The 21,308-nt window shown below is 60.2% G+C and carries 21 protein-coding genes; 12 read left to right on the top strand and 9 right to left on the bottom strand.

The features are described from left to right. The first annotated feature begins 114 nt into the window (after window positions 1–114). Entirely contained in the window at window positions 115–300 is a 186-nt protein-coding gene (locus B5526_RS28805) for a hypothetical protein (protein WP_079543162.1), read from the top strand. Window positions 301–494: 194 nt separating this feature from the next. Further along, window positions 495–743, top strand: coding sequence for a PRC-barrel domain-containing protein (locus B5526_RS28800; RefSeq protein ID WP_079543161.1), 249 nt, complete (start codon window positions 495–497; stop codon window positions 741–743). 72 nt (window positions 744–815) lie between these two features. On the opposite strand, the gene B5526_RS28795 is transcribed toward B5526_RS28800, so the two are convergent. After that, on the bottom strand, window positions 816–1,364 hold the full coding sequence (locus B5526_RS28795) for a c-type cytochrome (protein ID WP_433994668.1): 549 nt from the start codon (window positions 1,362–1,364) through the stop codon (window positions 816–818). 13 nt (window positions 1,365–1,377) lie between these two features. After that, window positions 1,378–2,664 carry a sulfite dehydrogenase gene (soxC, locus tag B5526_RS28790; protein ID WP_079543159.1) on the bottom strand — a complete coding sequence of 429 codons (1,287 nt, stop codon included), beginning with the start codon at window positions 2,662–2,664 and terminating at the stop codon, window positions 1,378–1,380. 176 nt (window positions 2,665–2,840) lie between these two features. Between soxC and B5526_RS28785 the strand changes: the two genes are divergently transcribed. Further along, a complete protein-coding gene (locus B5526_RS28785) occupies window positions 2,841–4,382 on the top strand; it encodes an FAD-dependent monooxygenase (protein ID WP_079543158.1) in 1,542 nt (513 codons plus the stop codon). Between the two features lie 67 nt (window positions 4,383–4,449). On the opposite strand, the gene B5526_RS28780 is transcribed toward B5526_RS28785, so the two are convergent. The 4 genes from B5526_RS28780 to rocF all read right to left on the bottom strand — a co-directional run bounded on the left by B5526_RS28780 (window position 4,450) and on the right by rocF (window position 10,366). Further along, on the bottom strand, window positions 4,450–6,420 hold the full coding sequence (locus B5526_RS28780; RefSeq protein ID WP_079543157.1) for a glycosyltransferase family 2 protein: 1,971 nt from the start codon (window positions 6,418–6,420) through the stop codon (window positions 4,450–4,452). Further along, window positions 6,420–7,613, bottom strand: a complete 1,194-nt coding sequence (locus B5526_RS28775) for a hypothetical protein (RefSeq protein WP_079545535.1) — start codon at window positions 7,611–7,613, stop codon at window positions 6,420–6,422. Before B5526_RS28775 ends, B5526_RS28780 begins: the two co-directional genes overlap by 1 nt. A gap of 35 nt (window positions 7,614–7,648) precedes the next feature. Continuing rightward, window positions 7,649–9,130 (bottom strand): HlyD family secretion protein, encoded by a 1,482-nt coding sequence (locus tag B5526_RS28770; protein ID WP_079545533.1) that lies wholly within the window; start codon window positions 9,128–9,130, stop codon window positions 7,649–7,651. A gap of 270 nt (window positions 9,131–9,400) precedes the next feature. Then, window positions 9,401–10,366 carry an arginase gene (gene rocF / locus B5526_RS28765; RefSeq protein ID WP_079543156.1) on the bottom strand — a complete coding sequence of 322 codons (966 nt, stop codon included), beginning with the start codon at window positions 10,364–10,366 and terminating at the stop codon, window positions 9,401–9,403. A gap of 317 nt (window positions 10,367–10,683) precedes the next feature. Here rocF and B5526_RS28760 point away from each other — a divergent pair, with 317 nt between their 5' ends. Beyond that, window positions 10,684–10,947, top strand: a complete 264-nt coding sequence (locus tag B5526_RS28760) for a hypothetical protein (RefSeq protein WP_079543155.1) — start codon at window positions 10,684–10,686, stop codon at window positions 10,945–10,947. A 3-nt stretch (window positions 10,948–10,950) separates the two neighbouring features. Here the strand turns inward: B5526_RS28760 and B5526_RS28755 are convergent, their stop codons facing one another. Continuing rightward, window positions 10,951–12,657, bottom strand: a complete 1,707-nt coding sequence (locus tag B5526_RS28755; protein WP_079543154.1) for a tetratricopeptide repeat protein — start codon at window positions 12,655–12,657, stop codon at window positions 10,951–10,953. A gap of 270 nt (window positions 12,658–12,927) precedes the next feature. On the opposite strand from B5526_RS28755, the gene B5526_RS28750 reads away from it, so the two are divergent. From B5526_RS28750 to B5526_RS28740, 3 genes are all read left to right on the top strand, one after another. Next, window positions 12,928–14,418 carry a tetratricopeptide repeat protein gene (locus B5526_RS28750; RefSeq protein WP_172842131.1) on the top strand — a complete coding sequence of 497 codons (1,491 nt, stop codon included), beginning with the start codon at window positions 12,928–12,930 and terminating at the stop codon, window positions 14,416–14,418. Between the two features lie 156 nt (window positions 14,419–14,574). After that, window positions 14,575–14,835, top strand: coding sequence for a hypothetical protein (locus tag B5526_RS28745; protein ID WP_079543152.1), 261 nt, complete (start codon window positions 14,575–14,577; stop codon window positions 14,833–14,835). A 187-nt stretch (window positions 14,836–15,022) separates the two neighbouring features. Further along, the gene (locus tag B5526_RS28740) at window positions 15,023–15,859 is read left to right on the top strand and encodes an alpha/beta fold hydrolase (protein ID WP_079545532.1); all 837 of its coding nucleotides are present in this window, start codon (window positions 15,023–15,025) and stop codon (window positions 15,857–15,859) included. 257 nt (window positions 15,860–16,116) lie between these two features. Here the strand turns inward: B5526_RS28740 and B5526_RS28735 are convergent, their stop codons facing one another. Further along, the gene (locus B5526_RS28735; protein WP_079543151.1) at window positions 16,117–16,470 is read right to left on the bottom strand and encodes a phasin; all 354 of its coding nucleotides are present in this window, start codon (window positions 16,468–16,470) and stop codon (window positions 16,117–16,119) included. A gap of 207 nt (window positions 16,471–16,677) precedes the next feature. Between B5526_RS28735 and B5526_RS28730 the strand changes: the two genes are divergently transcribed. Together B5526_RS28730 and B5526_RS28725 are read left to right on the top strand one after the other, a co-directional pair. Next, entirely contained in the window at window positions 16,678–16,941 is a 264-nt protein-coding gene (locus tag B5526_RS28730) for a hypothetical protein (protein ID WP_079543150.1), read from the top strand. A gap of 244 nt (window positions 16,942–17,185) precedes the next feature. After that, window positions 17,186–17,428, top strand: coding sequence for a hypothetical protein (locus B5526_RS28725; RefSeq protein ID WP_079543149.1), 243 nt, complete (start codon window positions 17,186–17,188; stop codon window positions 17,426–17,428). Between the two features lie 117 nt (window positions 17,429–17,545). Here the strand turns inward: B5526_RS28725 and B5526_RS28720 are convergent, their stop codons facing one another. Further along, window positions 17,546–18,046, bottom strand: a complete 501-nt coding sequence (locus tag B5526_RS28720; RefSeq protein ID WP_197688372.1) for a GNAT family N-acetyltransferase — start codon at window positions 18,044–18,046, stop codon at window positions 17,546–17,548. Between the two features lie 122 nt (window positions 18,047–18,168). Between B5526_RS28720 and B5526_RS28715 the strand changes: the two genes are divergently transcribed. The 3 genes from B5526_RS28715 to B5526_RS28705 are packed head-to-tail and all read left to right on the top strand — an operon-like array spanning window position 18,169 to window position 21,283. After that, on the top strand, window positions 18,169–19,218 hold the full coding sequence (locus B5526_RS28715) for a type III polyketide synthase (RefSeq protein ID WP_079543148.1): 1,050 nt from the start codon (window positions 18,169–18,171) through the stop codon (window positions 19,216–19,218). After that, window positions 19,215–19,727: an isoprenylcysteine carboxyl methyltransferase family protein gene (locus B5526_RS28710; protein ID WP_079543147.1), complete on the top strand. Its 513-nt coding sequence runs from the start codon at window positions 19,215–19,217 to the stop codon at window positions 19,725–19,727. Before B5526_RS28715 ends, B5526_RS28710 begins: the two co-directional genes overlap by 4 nt. Before the next feature lie 59 nt (window positions 19,728–19,786). Next, a complete protein-coding gene (locus B5526_RS28705; protein WP_079543146.1) occupies window positions 19,787–21,283 on the top strand; it encodes a DHA2 family efflux MFS transporter permease subunit in 1,497 nt (498 codons plus the stop codon). The last annotated feature ends 25 nt before the right edge of the window (window positions 21,284–21,308 follow it).

The raw sequence follows: 21,308 nt of genomic DNA, 5'->3' as shown, positions 1-21,308 counted from the left end.
ATCGGTGAGCGGCCGACCATTATCATGGTCCATCGAAGCCCAGGGTTAGCTGCGGCTTTTATGTCGGAACGAATTGCATTGCCTGCGGATCGATGTGGGCATGGAGGGCGTTTGATGTATTTCGTGGCCATAGTACTGACGATCCTGTCCGGCCTGTTCTATGCTGCCGGCCACCATGAAATCGGCAGCCTCAGCGCCGATGTGTGCCGATATGGCAGCATCTTTTGCGACAATCCGGTCTATGTCTTCGTCGGCGCCGTTCTCGCGGCGCTGTGGGGAACGTTCGTCAGCGTGCGTTAGTCTTTGGCACGGTTCGCCGGCTGAGCCTCGGCCGCAACGCGCGGGTGCGGTCGTATCGCTGTCGTGCGGGCAACTCGTGCAGCGGCGTTGCAGGCATGATGCGAATGGTCCTCCTCGTCCGGAGCGCCTGATCGCTTGCAGGAACAATCTCTTGCGCCGCTTGTTGCGCTTTCTCAGAGAGGGAGGACCAACAAATGGTTACTGAAGCAAGAGAAACGGGTTCCCTTATCGGCAGCGATAAGGCGGAGGGAACGGCGGTGTACGGCGCCGACGATACCAAGATCGGAAAGATCGAGCGGGTGATGATCGACAAGATGAGCGGCAGAGTTTCATACGCAGTGTTGAAGGGCGCGCCTAAATACAGCAACGACAATAGCTGGAACTGGAGCGATTCTGCGAGAGCGCGTGCCGTGAACGATTGCTACGGCGTTGGCATAGTGTGAACGAGGACTAAGGCAACGCAGTCGGAAGGCCCGCTTTGATGCGGGCCTTTTTCCTTTCGGCGAACGCGGAAGCTATTTGCTTCCTGCACAATCCTTCATGCATTCCGGATTTTTGACGTCCGGACGCGGATCGCCGACGAACATGTTCCGGTTCGGCATCTTGATCGCGCTTAGTGTCTTGGCGTCGAGCACAGCATCCGCCGGAAGCAGTCCGTTCAGATTGAGGATGTAGGCGGACACCGCATAGACGTCCTCGTTGCTGAGCGATTGCGGCGCGTTCTGCGGCATGGCGCGGCGGATATAATCGAACAGGGTCGGCGCGTAGGGCCAATAGCTGCCGACCGTCCGCACCGGGTTTGCCGTCGCCAGCGTGCCCTGGCCGCCGACCAGCCGCTCGCCGACGCCGCCCTCACCTTTTGCGCCGTGACAGGCGGCGCATTGCTGATCGAAAACCTCATGCCCGTGACTGACGCTGCCGCTGCCCGGCGGCAAATTGTGACCCTCGCGGTCGATATCGATATTCCATCCAGCGATCTCCGAAGACGTCGCGGGCCGGCCGATGCCGTAAGGGTTTTGCGCCTCCGCCGATGTTGCGCAGGTCAGCGCAACGGCGGCAAACATCGCGACGCAAAACTCATGCGTACGCATTGGTCACCTCGCCAGTGGCAGCGATACGCCAGGGCCAGATCGCGTTGTTGTGGTAGAAATAATTGTCGCCGCGCACCGCTAGAAGTTCGGGTAGCGTCGGCTGGACGTAACCGGTTTCGTCGGTGGCGCGGCTTTGGATCACGGCGCTCTCGCCGTTCCAATGCCAGGGCAGCCGAAAGCGGGTCAGCGCGCGCGTCAGCACCGGATCCTGCAGCTGCGCCTCCTGCCAGCTCTTGCCGTCATCAACGGAGACATCGACACGTTTGATCGTGCCGTGGCCGCTCCAGGCGATGCCGCTGATCTCGTGAAAGCCCGGCGCGCTCAGCTTTTGGCCGCCCGACGGCCGCGTGATGATGGATTTGGCTTCCATGTAGAAGGTGAACTCGCGCGCCGTGCCGTCCGGCATCAGGTCGGTGTATTTCGACGTTTCCTCGCGCGAATAGGTCGGCTCGGCGGCGACGCGCAGCCGGCGCAGCCATTTGATGTTCATGTTGCCTTCGAAGCCCGGCAGCAATAGCCGAAGCGGATAGCCTTGCTGCGGGCGCAGCCGCTCGCCGTTCTGGCTGTACACCAGCATCGCATCGTCGAGACATTTTTCGATTGGAATGCTCCGCGTCAGCGCCGCCGCGTCGGCGCCCTCGGCGATCACCCATTTCGCGCCCGGCTGCAATCCCGCCTCCTGGAGGACGAGCTTCAAGCTGACCCCGGTCCATTCGGCGCAACTCAAAAGGCCGACGAGATCGGATGCCGTCTTGCCATACGGTTTTTTGTAGACGGGGTTGCCGGAGCATTCGAGGAAATAGATGTGCGACTCCGAGGGAAAGCGTCTCAAGTCGTCCATGGTGAAGATCAGCGGCTTGTCGACGAGGCCATGGAGCATCAGGCGGTGTTGCGCCGGATCGATGGTGGGCACGCCGCCGTGATGACGCTCGTAGAACAGCCCGTTCGGCGTGATGATGCCGTCGAGATCCTGCAGCGGGGTCCGTCCAGATGCGGACAAATATTGCGGCAGGTTTTTCGGAATATTTTTAATGACACCCTTTTCGAACGGCGAAGGCGTTCCGTAGAGCTGGCTACCCATGGGATCGCCCGGCGCCTTCATCCATTCCGGGACATTGGGCGGCAGGTTGTCGGTCTCCGCAGCCGCCAAGGCTTCGCCGCCGGCGAGACCTGCCGCCACAACGGCCCCACCGATCAATGCGCCGCCCTCACGGAGAAGACGGCGGCGCGATGTGACGGCAAGATCGTGATCGATGTCGGTAGGTTCGGTCATCGGGCATTCTCCGTTTCACCTGTTAGCTAAGTTACTCCCGAATATTTCGAAAGGGAGACATTTTAGACTGTGCCTGGGTAAATTACACTTCGGCTGGCCGGTTCCGTTTCAGGCCAATGTCAGATCCGGGGCCTTTCCGGGTCGCTTCACCTCGAACGCGAAGACTGGAGAACCTGATGACGCAGAGCGACGTCCTGGTCGTCGGCGCAGGCCCGACCGGTCTGGTATTGGCGCTTTGGCTGACCAAGCTCGGCGTCCAGGTGCGCATTATCGACAAGACGGCCGCGCCGGGAACGACGTCGCGCGCGCTGGCGGTTCAGGCCCGCACACTCGAACTCTACCGGCAGCTTGATCTCGCCGACGCCGTTCTGACGGCCGGCCACCGCGTCCCTGCGGTCAATCTTTGGGTTAGAGGCGAAGCCGCGGCGCGCCTGGCGTTTGAAACCATCGGCTCCGGCCTGACGCCCTATCCCTTCCTGAAAATCTTTCCCCAGGACCAGCACGAGCGGCTGCTGATCGAGCGGCTCGAGACGCTCGGCGTCGCGGTCGAGCGGCAAACCGAGTTGATCGGTTTCACCGAGAAGGAAAACGGCGTGATCGCGCGCCTGCGCGGGCCAGCGGGCCAGGAGGTCGACTGCGCCGCGAACTACATCACAGGTTGCGACGGCGCCCACTCGGTCGTGCGCCAGACGATCGGCGCTGGGTTTCCCGGCGGCACCTACCGGCAACTCTTCTACGTCGCCGATGTCGAGGCCGCCGGGCCCGCGTTGAATGGCGAACTGCACATCGATCTCGACGATGCCGATTTCCTCGGTGTTTTCCCGCTGGCCGGACAAGGACGCGCCCGGCTGATCGGGACGGTACGCGATGAGCGCGCCGACCGCGCCGAAACCCTGGAGTTCAAAGACGTCAGCGATCGCGCGATCAACCATCTCAAAGTGCAGGTCAGAAACGTCAATTGGTTTTCGACCTATCATGTGCATCATCGGGTGGCGCAGCATTTCCGCAAAGGACGCGCGTTCCTGCTTGGCGACGCGGCGCACATCCATAGCCCGGCCGGTGGACAGGGCATGAATACCGGGATCGGCGACGCCATCAATCTCGCCTGGAAGCTTGCGGCGGTCTTGGCCGGTCGCGCCGGCGATGATCTGCTCGATTCCTATGAGGCCGAGCGGATCGGCTTTGCGCGGCGGCTGGTCGCGACCACCGATCGCATCTTCAGCTTCGCGACCGCCGACGGGCCGATTGCCGAATTCATGCGCACGCGTGTCGCGCCGGTCGTGATCCCGATCGTCGCCTCATTCCGACCGGTTCGTGAATTCATGTTCCGGACCGTCTCGCAGATCACGCTGAATTATCGCCAGGGACCGCTAAGCCGCGGCATCGCCGGGCATGTGCACGGCGGCGATCGCCTGCCATGGGTGCGGGTTGATGGCGTGGATAATTTTACCCCACTCGCTGGCATGGACTGGCAAGTCCATGTTTACGGCTCCGCCAGCGGCGAGCTCACGGCATGGTGCGCGGCTCAAAACATACCGATCCATAGCTTCGGTTGGCGATTGGAATACGAGAGAGCGGGGCTCGCCCGCGATGCGTTATATCTGCTGAGGCCCGACACGTATGTAGCGCTCGCCGACAGCTTGGGCACGCCTGAAGCGCTCGCCCGCTATTTCGCAGATCACGGTATAAAGCTTTCGGCGGGATCACCCAGAAGCTGAAATGCTCAGATCATATGTTCTGCTTCCGGCTCTAGGCGACGTGGCACTCCCGATTGGAATGTTTATTTTACCTTCCTCGAAACCCTCTCGATATCGTTCCGAAAATCACTCCTCTCATGCTAGCGGATTCCGCAACATTGTTGGACGCCGAGCCGAACAGCGTTACCACGAGTTGCCTACGCTGCGCAGGTGTCGGTCGAAGGCGCAGTCCAATGATGGCCTCCGAACAGCTTAAAACTTCCGCTTCGATCCAGCCAAGCGCATCCAGATAAAGCTGCACGGTACTGGACAGGCGCGCCGGCAATGTTCGGGCGCAGGACATCTGCGCACTGGATGTCGAGAGCCTCGTGACATGACCGGGGATCACGTCACCGCCTAACGCGAGTTTGGCCGCTTCATCGACGTCGAACAGTGTCTCTCTGCGCGGCAATTCGAAGCAGACTAGGAATGCGATGAACGCGATGAGCATGGCGATGCCGGCCCAGAGCAGGTTGAAGAAATCGAGAGAAGAAATCTCGCTCGCGGCATATGGCGACACGAACGCCCACATGATGCTGGCAGCAGAGCTTAGCGAGATCAAGCCGAAGACGGAGGCGAGCTTCCAATGTACCCGCGGAGCGGAACGGTCGCCGCCCTTGTCCGTAATCTTGAACGGCCGTCCGAAAGGCTTGACGACAGCGCTGAGAAGCGTGGCGCAAATAGCAAACGCCGTCACGGCATGGGTTGCCTCCATAAAAAAGGGAAGCGTACGCGACCTCGAAATCCAGGCCATGTAGATCGTCTGGCCCAACAGGGCCGGCACGCCATATCGCAAGAACGCAAGATAATCCGCCTCGAACGCCGGGATACCTGCAAACCAATAGACAGGAGGGGCAAGCAGCAGCAACACCATGAATGGCTTACAGAGCCAATTCAACACACCATGCAAATAGTGCCATCTTTGAGTGAACGTAAATCCTGATCCAAGCAACGGCCCTTCACGAAGCAAGGCCACTTGAATCGTTCCAAGGCACCAGCGCGCCCTTTGCGTGATGTATTCAGGTATTCCCTCGGCCGACAACCCGATGCTGAGTTTCTCGTTGAGCCACCAGGTCTCGTAACCCTTCGCCAGCATCGTATAGGTGAGGTTGATATCTTCGGAGATCGCCTGGCTCGGAAATCCGCCGATCTCGGCCAACCGGTCGCGGCGAACGACAAAGGAAGTCCCTACGCAGAACGCGCATCCCCATGCATCCTTGGCCGGCTGGAATATATCGAAGAAAAACCGTTGGTCGTCGACCCAACTCTGCGCGGCCAGCAGATTGTGCTGGATCGGATCAGGATTGTAATAGAACTGCGGTGTCTGAACGACGGCAACTTGCGGATTTGAAAGCAACCCGACTGTGCGCTTCAAGAAATCCTGGCGGGGGGCGAAATCCGCATCCAGCACCAGAATGACTGGGGCGTTGGTTTCCTTTGCGGTGACCGCAAGACCGTTGTTCAGGTTTCCCGCCTTGGCGTCCCTGTTGTTGTCCCGGGTGACATAGCGCGCGCCCGCTGCTGTACAGTATTCGCGGAGCCACCCGCGTCTTGTATCGTCCAGCACCCAGACGGTGAAATCCGGATAATCCAGTGCCAACGCGGTCAGAACCGATTTTTCCAGAATCTCGAGCGGCTCGTCATAAGTGCAAATAAAGACATCGACGGAAGGGAAATCACCTTCGCGTTCCATTCTGCTTTGTGCCGCATCAGCGAGACCGGACCGATCGATATTGCGAAAAAGAATCACGATCGACATCATCGTGTAGACGATGGCGAGTGATTCGAATGCAAAGAAGAAATACTGCCACACATTCTGCGCGGAAAACGCGAATGCCGGAAGCGTGTCATGCCAACGCCATAGGGCGTATACGGCCAGCAATGAGGCAATGGTCGCGCCGAACAGAATGCGGTCGCGGGTCGACGAAGGATCCAGCAGCCGCTTCAACACAAGCAGTCCGATCAATAGCCCAAGGTCAATCGACAAGATCGATGAATTGTCCGCAGCGGTTTCGAACATCAGTTCACCTTTCGGCCGGTAAATGGATTCCACCCCAGTGCCGCCAGCGTTACCCATGCGGTCGCCCCCAGATGCGGGCGCCTGAAGTAAAAGAAGTCCGCTTCTTTCCCTGTCCCCGTTGGGTCGATCGAAAGACCCGTTGACACACGCGCCTCTCGGGTTGCGTTGAGTAAGCCGGATGGTGTTCGCTCGGCCTCCAGTGTCGTCAGCAATTGCGCGCTGCGGTGAGGATCGCCGGCGATCCGGTAGGCCAACGACGCCTGCGCGGTCCCTTCGACCCAAAGACCGTCCCGGTCACCGTTAAAGTCGAAGCCATCCTTCACGGCCAGGTGTGTCGCGGCAAAATTGAGGGCCGATCGCCATCGCGCGGGCGCATCCAGGACTGCCATCCAAGGCCATAGCTGCACGTCCAATGCGAGCATCCCGCTGTCCGCAAGGCTGCCGTCGGGTTTGGTTCCCAGCAGGAAATGATCCGCATCGAAGGCTCGGTCGAGAAATCGCCGGGCCTGAGACGCGGCATCCGCATATTTTTGCTCGCCGGTCAGACGGAACAGCCAGGTGGCTGCCGCATACACATCGACATTATGTTCGGTCGATATCCAGGTGAGCGGCACCTGCTGCGGATCGTAACCGTGGAATCCTCCGCGGAATCCGCTGCCGGAGGATACATTCGCAATCACCCAATCGATCAGGTGCTCGGCGTCCGCCAGGAAGGATTCCTGTTTGGTTGCTTGATGCAGCGTTAGCAGCGCCAGCGCCGCCCAGGCAACGTTGCCTGTTGAGGTGCCATCCTGCGCCGGGTCTTCAGCCCAAATCTTTTGTTTGTCATCCCACCAACCCGGCAATGCCGGAGCTCCTTCGCCCGCGGGCCCTGCGCGATAGGCGTTGCGAATGCGGCCATCCGGAAAGCTGCGGTCGTTGCGGGCCGCGAGGCTCAAGGCATTGCCGATGATGGTTGCGCTGGGCACGTTTCCGCATGCAACCAGGGCGATCACGGCGAGCGCGTTATCGTAGACAAAAGCCGTCGAGGCCAGACCCGCGGGCAAGCTGCTTTCGTTTTCTCCGTGCTCGTAGCTGCGGACAAAAACCGCGTTAGCACCGGCCGCCTGCGAGGTGACTGCGTCAGCCAACGGCGCGCAATAGCGTGTCTGCCGCAATTCCGGGCCGCCGCCTGCAGCCGCGGAACTGCTCATCGTCGCGATGCAAAGGATGGTGACAAGTGATCGTTTCATCGAGAGACGACAGCGTCCGTCCGCGGCGCCCAACCTCCCAGATCGGCAGACTGACGTGCCGCTTGCGAGGCCGAGCGGAATGCCGATGCAAGCATGGAGCGCCCTGTTTCACGTCGCGTTTCGTTGCGGTCGTTCGGCTGGAGAGGATCTTTCTTGTCGCTCCACGAAGTCATAAGCGTTTCTAAACGGCGCCAGGTAACCGACATGGAAGGAACGATACCGTCATCCTTGGTTACCGTTACCCACTGACCAACGTTACAGGATGTCGGCTGTTCGTGCTGAACTGCGGCTTCCGGGTGGATCGTGCCATCGGTCCGAATGTCAGGCGCGATGATCGCATATAGTTCGCGCCGCTCCGTCTGCGGGAAAGGGACGGCGAAGCGGTCGTCGATCTTGTCGCTGGTCTTAGGCAACACAGCCGTCACGATGCCCGACCCGAAAGAGACGCCGTCGACGCGGACACGCGTGCCAACCTTCATGCTCTGGCCCTGCCGATACGAAAAAATCGCTACAACAAAGCGTTTGTCGCAATCGACAAGCGACGCAACCGTGTCCCCTGCATTCACATGCCGGCCGGGCGCGGCACCAACGTTCAGTATTTTTCCCGCTGTGGTGACCCGGATATTGGCTTCGGCCAAAGTCTCCAACCTGTTTCGCTCGGCAGCTATGAGACGCTCGTGATCTTGCAAAACCGCGGAAAGTTCCTTTGCCTCGATTTCCATTCTTTTTTCATCCAAATCGATGTCCCGCCGCTTCTGGACGAGGGTACCGATTGCTACGAGATCGTCTCCCACATAAATGCCTTTTTCGAGGGCATCGAGCTGTGCAATCTTCTGATTGAGTTTCGCGTTTTCGGCATCCGCGTTATGAAGCGCGGCTGAATACTGCTGGGTGGTGGGCTTGAGCATATAAATGCTCGCGGCGTCGCGCGAAACCATATCGGACTGCCGATCAACCAGGGCTTTCTTTTCCGCGCTTAGAGACTCCGATTGCGACACCCGCGCACGCAGTTCCACGATCTGCGACTGAAATAGTGCTTTAAGCTGTTCGATCTGGTTCGCGATCTCGGAATCGAGCGATTTCAGATATGCGCGATCCGAGTCTCTGTTTCCTTGCGCAGCAGCCAGTTTTTCACGCGCCTCTGCAGCCTTTTCCTCAAGCGAAATCAGAGTTCCACGATCCAACCGAACGTTCGATATCTGCGCAAGTGAGTCACCGGCTTCAACCGTGCGACCGGGGGTTATTGCCACAGAGTCGATTTCTCCGTCGATGGGCGACGTCAATAATGTAACGGGAGCATCGACCACCGCCCTGTCAGACTGATCGGTAACAATCGGCGGAACGACAGCCGTCAGCATCAAAAGCGAAAGGATGCTTGCCACCACAACCGAGGAAACCCGGAGGATCATGGGATGGCGATTAGTTTGCGAAACGGCCCCGGTTTCTCTTGCAGAACTGCGATCGACGTTTTCCGGCATTACTGGCTCCTGGATGAGTGACGTCACCGAGAGCGCAGCCTCCAAATGTTATTCTCATGGACAATTCGTTGATCGTCCCTTGGCTCCGGCATTAGCACAACGGCAGTGGTTTCGTCCCCTCAACAGAACGAAAGGCAGTGTCTTCGTCCCTTCAACGATGAGCGAGGCAGTAAATCCGTTTCTTCAACAGAATGAGAGAACCCATTTACGCCGCAGCATTGACAAACTTTGGGCCCAGCCGATCTGCACCGTCAATTGATAAACCGATAATCAGCCGTCCGGTTCGATCGCATTGCTTGGGGTTGGCCGGTCGGTGATCTGCTGACCGAACAGGCTGCCGATCAGTTCCACCGCGGTGCGCGCGGTACGGCCCCGCTCGTCGAGGAAGGGATTGAGCTCGACGATGTCGACCGACCGCACTAGCCCTGAATCATGCAGCATCTCCATGACAAGATGCGCCTCCCGATAGGTGGCGCCACCGGGCACCGTGGTGCCGACGCCAGGCGCCAAGCTCGGGTCGAGAAAGTCGACGTCGAAACTGACATGCAACACGCCACCCCTCGCCTTCACCTTATCGATGACGCGGCGGATCAAGACCCCGACGCCGAACTCATCAATCTGGCGCATGTCGGCGACGCTGATGCGGCGCTCACGCAGCAGATCCTTTTCCAACTTGTCGATCGAGCGTGTGCCGAACAGTTCGAGCTGGTCCGGCTCGATCGGTGCGCGCGGCTCCCCGCCTAACAGGCCATCCAGCCCGGGCTCGCCGCATAAAAATGCCGCCGACATGCCGTGCATGTTGCCGGAAATGGTGGTCGCAGGCGTGTTGTAATCGGCATGCGCGTCGAGCCACAGCACAAAAAGCTCGCGACCACTCTCGTGCCAATGACGCGCGATCCCGTTTACCGAGCCCATCGACAGCGTGTGGTCGCCGCCGAGATAGATCGGAATGGCGCCGGACCGCGCCAATTCATAGCTGCGCGCACTCAAGGCCCGGCTCCAGCGCTGGATCTCCCGATAGTGCCTGGCAGTGTCAGGCGGAGGATCGGCGAGATCAGCCACGTCGCCAATCGCGATGTCGCCGTAATCGTTCACCTCAAAGCCCAGCCCGTCGAGCAGGGTCAAGAGACCCGCCGTCCGGAGCGCCGCGGGCCCCATCAGGGTTCCGCGCTGCGACGCGCCGATATCGATCGGAGCGCCGAGTATGGCAATTTTCTTCAAGGAAGCATCAGCCACGGCGAATCCTCTCAGGTGACCAAGATAAAATATCTGCGATGACTGTCTGGGAAAAGACAGAGCCAAGCCCTCTGCTCGCCCTTCAGGTGATTATCCCGGGGTTTCGCGGCAATTTCGCGGGGTCAATGCGCAATTCTCCTACGGAACAAAATTCCGGCCACCGCATTGGCTTCGGGAGGCCGCCTCCCGCCGTTGAACACGGCGCCTGTCGCGGATAGCCAAAGGTCCTTGCGACCCGCTGTTCAAAAACAAGCGCACGCGCGGATAGCCAAAGGCGGCGGCCTCATCGCGCTTCGATCCAAGTTTCGAGGGCAATCGTGAATATCGAAACACCCCAACCGACACCTCAGCCCGGTATGGCGGAACGCGCGATCGACACCGCGACCGATGTGTCGCGCACGCTCGCGGAACTTACCGCCGCATTGCAGGACGCGGTTGACCGGCTTTCGCGGACGATCGCGACCGCGCGCCGTGGCGAGCCGCTCGCGACCATCAGCGCCGTTACGAGAGAAGCGCCGCTGGCGAGCCTTTTTGTCGCATTCCTGCTGGGTGTCGCTGTCGCGCGCCGGAGCAGCAGATAGCCATCACATGTTCGAGAGACCACTGGCTGCGCGAACCCTCTTGGCAGCGCCTGCGATCGCGAGCTTCCGCAACATCTCGTCGAACGCCGTCTTGATACGAAGCACGAACGGGGCCTTGTAAGGGAATTGTTCGTTGCGGTCATGCACCAGCATCGAGGCGTTGGCCTCGAATACAACTAGATTCCCCGAACCATCCAGCCCGCAATCGACGCCAAAATATTCAAGCCCGATGCGCGCGTGGATTTCTCGCAGGGCCCGGTAGTGCGAAGCGTTGAAAACCGTGGCGGGATTGCTCAGAAACGCTTCCTCCTCGCGCTGCATCCAGACGTGATCGGCCATGTCGGTGCTGTCGTGATGCACCTTCCATTCGCCCGCTATCGCGAGATGGTAAGGCAGGATCTGCCCATCCACCAAGATGAAGCGATATTTCCGGAAATAACCGTCGCTTGAGCGGTAGTCGATGTATTCGATGAAATAGCGGTCGGTCTCCGGGCGATGCGCGAGAAGTGCGGTGAGTTCGGCGAGGCCGTCGATCTTTTCAAACTCATCGCCGCCATGCGTTCCGACGGGCCGAACCAAAATGGTGGAGGCAGCTGCAAGCGCCTCATGCAGTGTCTCGATCGAAGGGTCCGCGCCAGCCTTTTGACGCCAAATCCTCGGGATACGGCAACCCGGTATTCCCCTCAAGAGATCCGCAACCGCGTCTCGGGTTGTCTTGCGGACCACCAGCGGATGGTTGACGGCTGGCTTACCAATCCGGCCGACCAGATCAGCAGCCAACGACCACAGCGCATCATCGGCCTGATCGGCATCGGAGATCAAATTGACGACGACCTCCACGTCCTGATCGAGAAGCTCGACGTCGTACTGGCTGGAGGCAAACAGGGCGAGTGTATTGGCGTCGTAGGCAGCATCCTGGAAGAGATATCCGGTCGGCAGATTGCCGGCGAACGGGGCATACAGCGCCAGCACACGAAATTCCGCGGGAAGTTTTGCGGCCGGCCGCCGGATCAAAGGTTGGATGCGCGCGGCTTCGGCATAGGCGGCTTCGGCGGCCGCGAAATCGCCCTGCGCCTGTTTGATGCCGCCGATCCAATACATGCTGTCGGCATCGCGTGGGTCGAGCACGACCGCCTGCCGAAAACATTGCAGCGCCGATTCCAAGTCGTTCAGCTCGAAATGGACCCTGCCGAGCTGTTTTCGGATTTCGCCATCCTGCGGCCGCTCGCCGACCAGCTCCGATAGCAGGCCCTTGGTCAAAAGGTACTGGTTCGTCGCCATCAGGGCCTGAACCAGGTTGGTGAGCGACGGCCGATGAGCGGGATTTAGCTTCAATGCCTGACCGTAAAGCGCAATGGCATCCAAAGGTGTTCCGGTCTGGAGGTGCACATTACCGAGGTTGCACCAGCAATCCGTCAAATGAGGCGCCAACCGCAGCGCGGCCCGATAGTTTACGGCGGCAAATTCGAGATCGCCGCGGACCATGCAGGCATTGCCGAGCTTTGAATGCAGCTCCCAAATAATCTCGATCGATCTATTCCCGGACGGTTCGTTCTGGGCTGCGGCGAGACCAATTTGATAGACGGCAATCGCTTCTTTGATGCCACCGGCGGCGTAATGCTGCAGCCCAATGCGCAGCTGCCGCGCGGCGAAGGAGTCATCATTATCGGCGGCACGTAAGTGAGAGCGGGCTGATGCGGGTGCGGTCATTGTTGCGCGTCGTTGGGGGTGTCACCAATCGACCATGTCGGTTTCCGCTAAACAAAATCTTTCAGCAGTCGCTATCCGGAAACCACCCGAGCGGCAAATTTGCTTCCGACTATTTCAAACGCAGGGACGGGAAATATTTGGAAATATTGGCGGGATCCGCGACCGAAAGTTCCGGGTGCGTAGAACGAATCAGCAGATAATGCCATCTAGGAATGCCCTTACGTCGAACCTGCGCGCATCGCGACCGGACTGAAGCAGAACGCAGCTCTCGTGCCCGACATTGTCAGCAGCGATCGCGATTGGGCGCCCCGGTTGGCGCAGGAATCAAGGCTGCGGCAGCTTGAGGAGTTGCTCGCGCGCAGAAGCGCCGGGAATGCCATCGACGCCGAAATTGAGCGCGCGGTGCTGCTCGGCGCGCTCAACCGGCGACAGGACGCCCAGCACGCCTTTGTCGATATCCTCCGCAGAGCGCCGGCAAATTTCAGCGCGCTCAACGAATTCGGCGCGCTATTGACGCAGATGGGCGCTATCGACGCCGCCTGCCGCGTCTATTCGGAGGCGATCGCCCACCATCCCCAAAATCCGATCGGACACGTGAACCTGGCAAACCTGCTGTTTCGCGCCAACCGGCACACGGAAGCGCGCGAGCGCTACGAAGCGGCCCTGCGGATCGACCCGGAGCACGCCCAGGCGCATCAAGGATTAGGTGCCGTGCTCTCGGACCTCGGCGAGCGCGCCCGGGCGCGGCATCATTTCCAGAAGGGGTTTGGCGGTCACGCCATTTCGACGTTGCCGTATCGCGGGACCAGGCCGCCGATCGCGCTGCTGCAACTTGTCTCCTCGGGCGGCGGCAACATCCCGACCGCGTCGTTCCTGGACGACCGTGTCTACCTGACGTCTGTGGTTATCGCCGACTATCTCGACCCGCAGCTCGCGCTGCCGCCACATCAACTGATCTTCAATGCCATCGGGGATGCGGACCTCTGCGAACCTGCGCTGCAAGCGGCCGCGCGGCTGACAGCGCGGACAAGCGCGCCGGTTATCAACGATCCCGGCGCGGTCATGAAAACCGGCCGCATCGGCAATGCCCAACGGCTCGGCGCCGTACATGGCGTCGTGACCCCGCGAACCATTACCCTCGCACGCGACATTCTAGCCGGTCCGGACGGTGCCAGTTCGGTCGCCAGCGACGGATTTACGTTTCCCCTGCTGCTGCGTTCTCCCGGCTATCATACGGGTCGCAACTTCATCCTGGTTCCGTCGGCGGCCGAATTAGCCGCAGCGGCGGCGAGTCTTCCCGGAGACGATCTTCTGGTGATCGAATACCTCGATGCCCGGGGTAAAGACGGCAAGGCGCGAAAATACCGCGTGATGATCATCGCAGGCGAGATCTATCCCTTGCATCTGGCGATATCGGGGGACTGGAAGGTGCATTATTTCACCTCCGACATGGCCGACAAGCCGGACCATCGCCTGGAGGAAGCGAGCTTTCTCGAAGACATGCGGGCAACGCTTGGGGACAAAGCGGTCGCGGCGCTCGAACGGATACGTGATCTGCTCGGCCTCGATTATGCCGGCGTCGATTTCGGGCTTGGTCCGGGCGGCGATGTCTTGTTGTTCGAGGCCAACGCGACGATGGTGGTCAATCCGCCAGACCCCGATAGGCGCTGGGCGTACCGGCGCACCGCGATCACCAGAATTCTTGACGCGGTGACCGCCATGATCCTGCGAAAGTCGGCCCGGCCAGCCGAACTCCGATGAAACTCAAAAAATAATGCCCTTTGTCAGGAACCGGACATAGCCCAAACACTTGGTCTGGATTAGTGCCAGGTTCGGCCATCTCGTTGTTGATTATTCGGCCGACGCCGGTGCGTAGCACGCTTTCTGCGGGAAACTACCGGTTTTAAGGAGGCGCTGATGGCTGGCGTGAGAAGCGACCGCGCCCTCGCGCGCGCCAGGGATTTGCTGGCGACGGTTTATCCTATTCGTGACGATGCCGAATTCGGCCGTCTGCGCGAGCTTGCGATCGATTATATTCAGGAGGCCGAGCGGCTTGAGGCCGAGAAAAGGGGCCGCGAGGTCGAATCCGACGAATTGATCTCGGCTGCACTGGACGCTGTCGCGAGGGATTATTTCGCCCGTGCGCTTGCCCGGGCGATGACGCAAAGAAAGCGTTAGCGCGTCCGCAGCTACTTGGCGCAGCTACTTGGCCTTGCGCTACAAACGCGACATGGCCGGCGACGCCCGCAGGCTCTGTTGCGGAGCAATAAAATTTCCTAAATTTAATCCGAGCCGGGTGGCGCCGGCCTCACTCCCACCGCGTATCCCCATCATTTGTTGAGCCAAAGTGATCGGGATGGAGACGATGAGGAGAGGAATTGCAGTCCTGGCGTGCGTCTGCGCTCTCACGACGGGCGTGTATCTCGCCATCAGCAAATGGGGCATTCGACACGAGACGTTGAATTTCTTCGACGCCGCGCGGCAGCGGCCGGTTGCGGTCGACCTTGCGATGCGCCGGGACTATGAGATGAAGGCCAATGCCGGTTACTGGAAGCTTCCGGTTGCCGTCATCAGCAACGGCAACACCGTCAAGAACACCGAGTATTCGTTCCTCGCCAATGTCTTTGCGGCCAGGGGCTATCTCGTTGCCAGCATCCAGCAGGATATCCCGAGTGACCCGCCATTGATGACCAAGGTCGGCCTGCCCTATGTCGGCCGGCGCGCCGTCTATGAGAAAGGCGAAGCCAACATCCTGTTTGTGCTTGGGCAACTCAAGGAACTGCGGCCGAATGCGGACTACGATCACCTGACATTGGTCGGACATTCCAATGGCGGCGATATCGCCATGTACTTCGCCAAGCACCATCCGGAGCTATGCGCGAAAGTGGTCACGCTGGATAATTTGCGCGTTCCTTTCGTGCTCAATGACAGACTGAAGATCCTGTCGTTCCGCTCAAAGGACCCGAATTTCAAAACCGATCCCGGCGTTCTGCCGACCCCGCAGCAGGCCAAGGCGGACGGCATCGATATCGTCCACACTGAATTTCAGCACACCTGGATGAGCGACCGCGGCCCCGATACCGCGAAAGAGAGGATTCAGGCCACGCTCGACAAGTTCTTGAGCGATGGCAATGCCAGCGAGCTGGCGCCGGTGAACACTGATAATCCGATGATTTCCAACGCCGGCGCGCCACTTCCTTAAGCCGCCCGCGATCAAAGGGCGAAGCCGCGGGATACTTTTTCCTCGGAATACAACTCAAAATGCAAATCCCTGCCGGTGAGACCCGACAGGGATCAGCAGAAAGGTTGACAGACGGCGGGCGACATCACCCGGTGGCCCGTCAAGGACCTGCGCCGCGATTGAAGTCCACGGCGTAAACCCATGCAAGACTAATTTGTGGGCAAAGGATTTTACACGCATGCAACGGCACGTCCATTTGTGCGCGCCGACGCCGCGTCCTAAAATTTGCCTTTCGAGGCGTCCTTCGCCGCCGACATGACCCCGCCGGTGATTTGTTTCATGTGCTCTCCGGCGTTCGTAAACTGACTCTTCAGGAACTCCGATTGAATTTGCATCGCCTGCTGAAGGTCGGTTGCGTGAACCAGTTTCCGCGCATGCTCGAATGCGGCCTTCATGTTCTGTTCGGTGAACGATAGCGCCTGCTTGGAAATCTCGGCCCCCGGAGCAGGGACGGACGTCATCGATTTGCTTGCGGCATCAAAAAACATCCCGAACGCTTTTTCCGCCTGATCGATGGTTTTTTCGGCCAAATCGCGCAATTCGGCCGGCACTTCGAGTTTCGGTTCAATCATGGTCGCCCCCTACTGCCACTCAAGCTGACGGTTAGCACATTTCCGAGGCGGCGTCTTTGCGGTGTTGCCCCTCAGCGATTCCGGCATGGGACAGGAAAGCTCGGACCAGCATCTGGTGCTCGCGAAAAACCGGCACCGGGTCCGGAACCCAAATTCGGCTCGCTAGTTCTGTCTCCCGTCTCGTCCATCCAGATCAGGAGATTTCTCATGCGATCCAAGCTTGCTATCTCAGCCCTCGTGATTGCCTCGCTTTTCGGAGCGACGGCGATTGCCTCGGCCCAGACGCAGCAACAGCCGGCTCCCGGTGCGTCGAGTGAAGGCAACGTCGGACCAGGTGCCACCACTCCCACAACGAAATCTCACAAGATGAAGACCAGCAAAATGAAGTCTGGCACAACCACCGGAATGAGCCACCATTCCAGCAAAGGTGATGCGACCAAGAACAGCGACAAAAATAACGACAGCAAGTAGTACCTATTTGCGTTGAAGGCCGGCATGGGTCTTCAAGATCCAGCGCGCAATTTGGCGAGAGCACGTCCTCGGACTTGCCCGAGGACGCGTAGGATTGTGCGATCAGAACGCTGCGCCGCAATGGTCGCGAGCTGCCGGCATCAGCCGGCGGCTTTCGTGTGCAATAGCCGGTGCTCGCCCGGAACCCAAATCCGCGTGGCAGGTTCTCACTCCCGCATCACCATGATGCAAGGAGGAGATTGCCATGCGTTCCAAGCTTGCTATCTCAGCCCTCGTGGTCGCCGCTTGGTTCGGAGCGACGGCGGCCGCATCGGCACAAATGCAGCCGGTTCCCGGTGCGTCGAACGAAGCCAAGACTGCCGCGGACGCCACCAAGACGCCCGGCACGACGACCGGCTCGGCGATGAAGCCCCACACCAACAAGGGCGTTCTGCCTAACCCGTCCTTCCAGGACAGCAGAGACGCCGGTACGGGCCGCGGAAAATAGCCTGGTTCACTCGTTTGAAGGGCGGATGTACCCCTTCGACGCTTCGCGCGAATTCGCAACAACGCGCTCTCGAATTTGATTGAGACGGCGAGATGTGGACACTTGCGTTTCCCCTGCCTAAGGCCCGACCGATTTTTTCATATGAACGACCTCGCTACCGCTTGCATGCGGTTCGCGCATGAATTCCTCAAATCCGCGGCGCGCATAGAATGTGATGTTGGTGGCAAACATCGCGTTCGTGTATAATCGCAGTTCGCTTAATCCGAGCGACCGCGCGATGGTTTCGGCCCGCTCGAGAAGCAATCCGCCGATGCCGTTGCCGTGCCGATCCGGCAGTACCGCGACATTCTCGATCAGCAGATATGAAGGTTTTGGAATCAGCTCGATCAGCGCAATCGGCAGTCCCCCCTGTTCGTAGATGTCGATGACATGGTCGACCACGGCCTGTTCGTAATCCGCAATCATCGGCTTCGGCTCCCGGCCGATCACCGGGACCCATTTTGAGTAAGCGGCGCGGGTGATTTCCCTGACGGTGCCGACATCACCGGATGTTGCTCGTCTGAAGGACTGTTTTGGGATCGCATGCATCGCCATGTCGGAAAAATCACTTCGATACATTACCGCGCGACAGTTTCACATTTTAGTGACCCGTTCGGCCAGATGATTTTTCGACGGTCCGCGAAATAAACCATCTCCGCCGATGTTTGCTTAGTAACTGAAGCGGCAGGAGAGTCCTCGCAATGCCCACGGCTGCCCTGGTCTCTCTGGCGACATCGGTGCCTCCACACGTGTTGTTGCAGAAGGACGTGCTTGCCGCGGCGTGGGATGGATTCGGCAGCCGGTTTCCCGAATTCGAAAGATTTTCCAGCATTTTCTCGAACACCGGCATTATCAAGCGTCATGCGGTAAAGCCGTTCGACTGGTATCTCGAACCGCGCAGCTGGCCGGAACGCACCGAGGCTTTTCTCGAAGGCGCCGAGGCGCTGTTTGTCGAGGTCGCGGAGAAAGCACTGGCGAAGGCTGAGCTCAAAGGCGCCGACATCGACACCGTCGTCACCGTCTGCTCCACCGGGATTGCAACGCCGAGCCTGGAGGCGCGCGTTGCCGGGCGCTTGGGTTTCCGGTCCGACGTGGTGCGGGTGCCGGTGTTCGGTCTCGGCTGCGCCGGCGGAGCCTCGGGCCTGTCGATCGCGTCGCGATTGGCGCAGGCGCGGCCGGGTACCAATGTGCTCTTGGTGACGATCGAGCTTTGCTCGCTTGCCGTCCGTCATGACGAACTCACCAAGGCCAACATCGTTGCCATCAGCCTGTTCGGCGACGGCGCCGCGGCGGTGATATTGCGCGCCGGCGATGGCGGGGCGACCCGCATCGAGAACGCCGGCGAACACCTATGGCCCGATACGCTCGGCGTCATGGGCTGGAGCGTCGATCCGCAAGGCTTTGGCGTGATCTTCCGCCGCACCATCCCCGATTTCGTCACCGCGCATCTTAGTCCCGCCGTCGCGCAGATTCTCGCCGGCATGAAACTTTCGATGACCGACATCGACCGGTTCATCTGCCATCCCGGCGGCGCCAAGGTCATCGTGGCGCTGGAAGCAGCCCTTGCGCTCGACCAGGGTACGCTCGACTGCGAACGGGAGGTGATCGCCAACTACGGCAACATGTCCTCCCCCACCATCCTGTTCGTACTGGAAAAAGCCCGCGCCAGGGGATTGCCGGCGCGGTCGCTGTTGACGGCGCTCGGGCCCGGCTTCACCGCGAGCTGCGTCGCGCTGCGGCATGCCGCGTGACATCTGCTGAGCTCATTCTTGGGATCGTCACGTTGCAGCGCGTGGCCGAACTCGTCATTTCCAACGACAATACCCGCAAGCTTATGGCCCGCGGCGCAATCGAGGTGGCCGCCCGGCACTATCCGCTGATCGTCGCGGTACACGCGGCATGGCTGATAGCGCTATGGGCGTTCGGCCACGGTCGGCCGGTAAACGTTGTTGCGTTCCTGTTCTATCTGGTCCTGCAGGGTTTTCGATTCTGGGTGATGCGGACGCTTGGCCCACGCTGGACGACACGGATCATTGTTTTACCGGAGCAAGCTTTGGTGTCGGCGGGACCGTATCGATTTTTGTCGCATCCCAACTACGCCGTGGTTTCCTTTGAGATCGCGGTACTTCCCCTGGCGCTCGGCCTGCCGTTGCTGGCTGCCATCTTCAGTATCCTCAACGCTGCGGTTCTCGCGATCCGCATCCGGGCTGAAGACCGCGCGCTGGCGGCCTCCGGTCAGGCCGCGCGTGGCGTCCAGTGAGCGGACGGGCTGAGGCGCCGGGTGAAATTCGCCTGGCCACATGGGCAGGCTTCGCTCTGATGTGCCTCGGCATGTTCATGGCGATCCTCGACATTCAGGTGGTCGCGACGTCGTTGCCGACGATCCAGCAGGCGCTTTCGATTTCGCAGAATGCGATGAGCTGGATTCAGACCGCCTATCTGATCGCCGAGATAACAGCCATTCCGCTGACCGGATGGTTGACGCGCGTGCTGACGCTGCGCTGGCTGTTCGTTGCGGCGATCAGCCTGTTTACCCTCGCCTCCGTCGGCTGCGCCTTCAGCGGCAATCTTGTGACCCTTGTCGGCTTCCGCGTGCTGCAGGGTTTTGCGGGCGGCACGCTGATTCCGGCGGTGTTCTCCGCGGTCTTCTTGCTGTTTCCGATCCGTCTGCACCCCGTCGCTACCACCTTGGCCGGCGTCATGGCCGTACTCGCGCCAACCGTCGGGCCGGTGGTCGGCGGCTGGATCACCGAGACCTGGTCCTGGCATTGGCTGTTTCTGATCAACGTCGTTCCCGGCGTGATCGCCGCAGCGGCGACACCTTTCTTGCTGCCGCGCGCAAAACCTCGATTGGCGGATCTCGCCACGCTCGATGGGGTCTCTCTGGCGCTGATCGCAATTTCACTCGCGAGCCTGGAGATTGGACTGAAAGAGGCCCCGCATGACGGTTGGCTTTCTCCGCGCTGCGTTTTCCTATTCCTGCTAAGCGGCGCCACGGCAACAGTCTTTGCGCGAAGAACCCTCAAGGCCAGGCATCCCCTGGTCGAGCTGGGGACATTGAAGAACCGTTGGTTTGCGATCGGCTGCGCCCTGAGCTTTTGTCTCGGGGTCGGATTGTTCGGCTCGGTCTATCTGATGCCGGTGTACCTCGCCTATGTCCGGCGTCACGATGCATTCGAGATCGGCACCATCATGCTCGTCACCGGCGTTGCGCAACTGGTGACCGCGCCGATCGCAGGCCATCTGGAAAGCAGGTTCGATCCGCGCTGGTTATCGGCTCTCGGGTTCGCGCTGTTCGCGCTTGGCCTTGGCTGCAGTGCGCTGCAAAGCCGCGTCGCCGATTTCGGCGAGATGTTCTGGCCGCAAGTGCTGCGCGGCGTCGCCATCATGTTTTGCCTGCTGCCGCCGACACGGCTGGCGCTTGGCGCGCTCAATGAAGCCGAGGTACCCGACGCCAGCGGCCTGTTCAATTTGATGCGAAACCTCGGCGGCGCAATCGGCATCGCTTCGATCGACACTATTCTCTATGGACGCACGGGCGGACACGCCGAGGCCCTGCGCGAACGTCTGATAGCGGGCGATGTCACGGCGGCACAGGCGATCGGACTTGATCTGAAATTGTTCACGCACCGGCCTCCCGGCATATCGGACGCGGCAATCGAAGCCTATGTTCGTCCGATGGTCGAGAAAGCGGCGTTTGCGCTCAGTGCCAACGAAGCCTGGGCGCTGCTCGCCTTTGCGGCACTCATCGGGCTGTTGCTCGTGCCATTCGCGGGGCCGCAACCGCAACGTCCTAGCGCAGACGAAGGTCGCTAGCGCTCTATCGGCCAATTCCCAAAGG

The organism is Bradyrhizobium lablabi (assembly GCF_900141755.1).
GTDB lineage: Bacteria > Pseudomonadota > Alphaproteobacteria > Rhizobiales > Xanthobacteraceae > Bradyrhizobium > Bradyrhizobium lablabi_A.
This window is presented reverse-complemented; position numbering and strand designations above follow the sequence as displayed.

Bases quoted from the DNA above. Each gene is read 5' to 3' on its own strand.
- B5526_RS28805 (WP_079543162.1), top strand. From the start codon at position 115: ATGTATTTCGTGGCCATAGTACTGACGATCCTGTCCGGCCTGTTCTAT.
- B5526_RS28800 (WP_079543161.1), top strand. From the start codon at position 495: ATGGTTACTGAAGCAAGAGAAACGGGTTCCCTTATCGGCAGCGATAAG.
- B5526_RS28795 (WP_433994668.1), bottom strand. From the start codon at position 1,364: ATGTTTGCCGCCGTTGCGCTGACCTGCGCAACATCGGCGGAGGCGCAA.
- soxC (WP_079543159.1), bottom strand. From the start codon at position 2,664: ATGACCGAACCTACCGACATCGATCACGATCTTGCCGTCACATCGCGC.
- B5526_RS28785 (WP_079543158.1), top strand. From the start codon at position 2,841: ATGACGCAGAGCGACGTCCTGGTCGTCGGCGCAGGCCCGACCGGTCTG.
- B5526_RS28780 (WP_079543157.1), bottom strand. From the start codon at position 6,420: ATGTTCGAAACCGCTGCGGACAATTCATCGATCTTGTCGATTGACCTT.
- B5526_RS28775 (WP_079545535.1), bottom strand. From the start codon at position 7,613: ATGAGCAGTTCCGCGGCTGCAGGCGGCGGCCCGGAATTGCGGCAGACA.
- B5526_RS28770 (WP_079545533.1), bottom strand. From the start codon at position 9,130: ATGCCGGAAAACGTCGATCGCAGTTCTGCAAGAGAAACCGGGGCCGTT.
- B5526_RS28755 (WP_079543154.1), bottom strand. From the start codon at position 12,657: ATGACCGCACCCGCATCAGCCCGCTCTCACTTACGTGCCGCCGATAAT.
- B5526_RS28745 (WP_079543152.1), top strand. From the start codon at position 14,575: ATGGCTGGCGTGAGAAGCGACCGCGCCCTCGCGCGCGCCAGGGATTTG.
- B5526_RS28740 (WP_079545532.1), top strand. From the start codon at position 15,023: ATGAGGAGAGGAATTGCAGTCCTGGCGTGCGTCTGCGCTCTCACGACG.
- B5526_RS28735 (WP_079543151.1), bottom strand. From the start codon at position 16,470: ATGATTGAACCGAAACTCGAAGTGCCGGCCGAATTGCGCGATTTGGCC.
- B5526_RS28730 (WP_079543150.1), top strand. From the start codon at position 16,678: ATGCGATCCAAGCTTGCTATCTCAGCCCTCGTGATTGCCTCGCTTTTC.
- B5526_RS28725 (WP_079543149.1), top strand. From the start codon at position 17,186: ATGCGTTCCAAGCTTGCTATCTCAGCCCTCGTGGTCGCCGCTTGGTTC.
- B5526_RS28720 (WP_197688372.1), bottom strand. From the start codon at position 18,046: ATGTATCGAAGTGATTTTTCCGACATGGCGATGCATGCGATCCCAAAA.
- B5526_RS28715 (WP_079543148.1), top strand. From the start codon at position 18,169: ATGCCCACGGCTGCCCTGGTCTCTCTGGCGACATCGGTGCCTCCACAC.
- B5526_RS28705 (WP_079543146.1), top strand. From the start codon at position 19,787: ATGTGCCTCGGCATGTTCATGGCGATCCTCGACATTCAGGTGGTCGCG.